At 47.1% G+C, this 3,156-nt stretch carries 4 protein-coding genes and 1 pseudogene; 4 read left to right on the top strand and 1 reads right to left on the bottom strand.

The window, feature by feature from the left end; translation table 11 throughout:
- Positions 1 to 595: 595 nt before the first annotated feature.
- Positions 596 to 772: an SDR family oxidoreductase gene (locus tag J3482_RS19725; protein ID WP_236018414.1), complete on the bottom strand. Its 177-nt coding sequence runs from the start codon at positions 770 to 772 to the stop codon at positions 596 to 598.
- Positions 773 to 816: 44 nt separating this feature from the next.
- Here J3482_RS19725 and J3482_RS22190 point away from each other — a divergent pair.
- The 4 genes and pseudogenes from J3482_RS22190 to J3482_RS19710 all read left to right on the top strand — a co-directional run.
- Positions 817 to 933 (top strand): annotated as a pseudogene (locus J3482_RS22190) (transposase); the annotation flags it as partial.
- 154 nt (positions 934 to 1,087) lie between these two features.
- Positions 1,088 to 1,792: a TauD/TfdA family dioxygenase gene (locus J3482_RS19720; protein ID WP_206923030.1), complete on the top strand. Its 705-nt coding sequence runs from the start codon at positions 1,088 to 1,090 to the stop codon at positions 1,790 to 1,792.
- Positions 1,793 to 1,816: 24 nt separating this feature from the next.
- Positions 1,817 to 2,362: a GNAT family N-acetyltransferase gene (locus J3482_RS19715; RefSeq protein WP_206923029.1), complete on the top strand. Its 546-nt coding sequence runs from the start codon at positions 1,817 to 1,819 to the stop codon at positions 2,360 to 2,362.
- Between the two features lie 35 nt (positions 2,363 to 2,397).
- A complete protein-coding gene (locus tag J3482_RS19710) occupies positions 2,398 to 3,114 on the top strand; it encodes a GNAT family N-acetyltransferase (protein WP_206923028.1) in 717 nt (238 codons plus the stop codon).
- Positions 3,115 to 3,156: the final 42 nt, after the last annotated feature.

Genomic DNA, 3,156 nt, shown 5'->3' with positions numbered 1-3,156 from the left:
CCTATAGCCGATTGACAAAAATATGTCAAGGTCCACCACAGGTTTCAGAGCATAACTTTCTTTGCCGAAGCCACAATAGCCTTAAAAAATATGAACTAGACCAGTGAGAGACTAACCGAACATATGTCCGGGGAATCTTACGCGATGATTTTGAGGAAATCAAAACCGATATTTTTGGGGAAATCGACCTGATTTTTTTGAGGAATTAAATCCGATGTTGACATTCTACACGTATCGTCAGCAAAATAAGAAGGGAACGTATGTGCGAAACACAGTTTCCTTCTTCCACTTTTGACGGACGGGAATTTCGTCACATTCTCGAAGTATTCGGATAGCTCACTGGCAGCTTTGCGTTATGGCACATGGACTGTTATGTCCCAAAACGTTCTCCTTAAATAAGGAATCCAAGTCCACGATAAATGCATAGAGTATTGAGATGAAATGGACTGATAACTGCCTCACTCAAATGTAACAGAGACGCACCTCCAGATGTTGCGTTTTTGCGGCATTGGATCAACAACTTTGAAAACGAGTGTCTCGACTAACTCTGTGTCCTCATATAGTGTACAGTAGGAAGTCACGACAGATCTTTCACTCATATCCCAAGCACCTTACCGCCGTCTGTTAAAATCGTTTGACCGGTCATATACGAGTTGGCCGAGGACAGGATAAAGACGGCAAGTTTAGCAAACTCGTCAACTGTTCCATATCGCCCAAGTGGAATGTTGGTTTGTTCCTCTGTTTTGGTGCTAGGATCAAAGAGTGGACACAACGAATCGAGAATGTAAGAATAAGGCGATTTGAGGTGGCCACGTGATGAAGCAATATGACAAGGAATTCAAACTGCATGCTGTTCAATTGGTGTCGGAGAGCGGGAAGCCGGCGAGCCAAGTAGCTCGTGAATATTTGACTCCCTCAAAATGGTTAAAGAATAAAAATACGGTACAATTCCTGTGTGCTGACCAGTTTAGTTATATAAACATATTATGAGTGTATATCCAGAAACATGGATTTTCACCGTTTCGTCTCGTTGAACTGTCAGGAGCTTCTGTATTACAACGAATCGTCTTCTCCACGAACCAAGCTCATGGACCAAGTTTACACGTCGACGGAATATCCTAGCGATCAGCGTATTTTGCTACACAACGAGTTGTCGTACTCGGCGACGTGGCCACAAAAAATTTGGTTTTTCTGTGAAAAAGCTGCCGAACAGGGAGGGGAAACACCGATCGCAGATGTCCGCCGTGTCCACAACCGTATCGACCCAGAGATTCGCGAGCGATTCTTGCACAAGGGTTGGATGCTCGTTCGAAATTTCAACGACGGTTTCGGCTTGACTTGGCAGGAGGCTTTTCATACAGAGAACCCAGCGGTCGTCGAGGCATACTGCCGGGAGCAAGACATTGAAGTGGAGTGGAAAGAAGGCGGCCGTCTGCGTACGCGTCAAGTTCGTAAGGCTATACGGTGCCACCCAATTACCGGCGAGCCTATTTGGTTCAACCACATGGCGTTCTGGCATGAACGGGCGTATCAGCCGGAGATTCGCAGCATGATGCTGCAGGTTTTGGGACGCGAAAACCTGCCTTACAGTACTTATCACGGGGATGGATCTCCGATTGAAGACGATGTGGTTGATCACATCCTTCAGGCATACGAGGTGGAAACGGAGATGTTCCCTTGGCATGAGGGAGATCTTTTAATGCTGGATAACATGCTTGTGGCACATGCGCGAAGTGCGTTTGTAGGTACTCGCCGTGTACTCGTGACGATGGGAGAACCGTTTTCTGGATAATGACAATACAGGAGGAATAGGAACATGAGCGACTTGTTTAAGGGAAACCGCATTCGATTGACAGCCTTGCAGGAAGCGGATGCCGAGGCATACGCACGATGGAGTGAAGATGGTGAATACTTGCGTAATCTGGACACTGATTATGCGGTTCCGCGAACGGCTGCATTTTTTCGGGAGAATATTCAACATAATTCCTCAAACCCGAATGTTGTTGAATTCGGTATCCGCCTGTTAGATAAGGAAGCGTTGATAGGATTCGTTGCTGTCCATAGCATTGAATGGAACAACCACGCGGGAAGGTTGGCTATTGGAATCGGTGATTCTGCTCATCGAGGTCAAGGCCTCGGAACTGAAGCATTGAAGCTGGTCTTGCGTTATGCATTCCACGAACTGAATCTCAACCGCGTGGGTCTCGATGTAATCGCCAATAATGAAGCCGCCATCCGTTCATATGAAAAAGCTGGTTTTGTCATAGAAGGCACCGTGCGTGATGCGGTGTTGCGTGATGGTCAAGCGCACGACCGCATTTATATGGGTATCTTACGCCGCGATTGGCAATCAAGATCCTGAAATGAATGCACATCAAGCCGAGAGGAGAACACATGGTGACTGTACGTGAACAACAAATCCGCCGCTTTACCATGGATGATATCCCAGTAGTTGTGAAAATTCACAATATCAACAACCCGAACAATATGATGACAGTAGAAATGCTTGAAGCACAGGAACGAGGTCGCAACTCGGAAGAAATTCTTACACAGGTTGTGATTGAACAGGATGGGAAAGTTGTCGCGTACGGCGATTGTGGCAATATCAATGCAACGGAAGCAGCAGATGCGTACCACATGTGGATTACCGTCCATCCGGACTACGGACAGCAGGGACTTGGTGTGGCGCTATTGGACAATTTTGTGCAAATCACCAAGGCAGATGGACGTGAAAAACTGATCACCGCTTGTGCAGAAGATCAGGCGCGTGCCATAGACTGGCTGACTAAGCGGGGATTTGAACGGATTGGTAAATTCGCCGAATTGAACCTGGATGTCGCTTCTTTTGATAGCAGCTTCTGCGAGGACGTTGATCGGGCTTCGACCTATTCAGTAACTTCGATTCATGAAGAACAGAAAGTTTCGCCGGATGTTCTTGAAGTTCTTTATCAGACACTCGTCAGCCCGCTGATGAAGGAGATGATACAGCCGGGGGGTGCGACAATTGACCCAAGCTTCGAGGAGTACAAGTCTATGTTTCTGGAACGTCCGGATTCTGGTGAGTCAGTCAAACGAACACTTCCAGTGCGATATGACAAAGATTTGGTGTGGTAAGGATGGCTGGGGATATCTGTTCGCGGTCATCGATGCGTACGA

It is taken from the genome of Alicyclobacillus suci, assembly GCF_017329615.1.
GTDB classification, from domain to species: Bacteria; Bacillota; Bacilli; order Alicyclobacillales; family Alicyclobacillaceae; genus Alicyclobacillus; species Alicyclobacillus suci.
The sequence above is the reverse complement of the archived record's forward strand: the minus strand, read 5'-3'. Positions and strand labels throughout refer to the sequence as shown.

What these genes read in the sequence shown, in the direction of transcription:
- J3482_RS19720 (WP_206923030.1), top strand. Translation starts at nt 1,088, where the DNA reads ATGGACCAAGTTTACACGTCGACGGAATATCCTAGCGATCAGCGTATT.
- J3482_RS19715 (WP_206923029.1), top strand. Translation starts at nt 1,817, where the DNA reads ATGAGCGACTTGTTTAAGGGAAACCGCATTCGATTGACAGCCTTGCAG.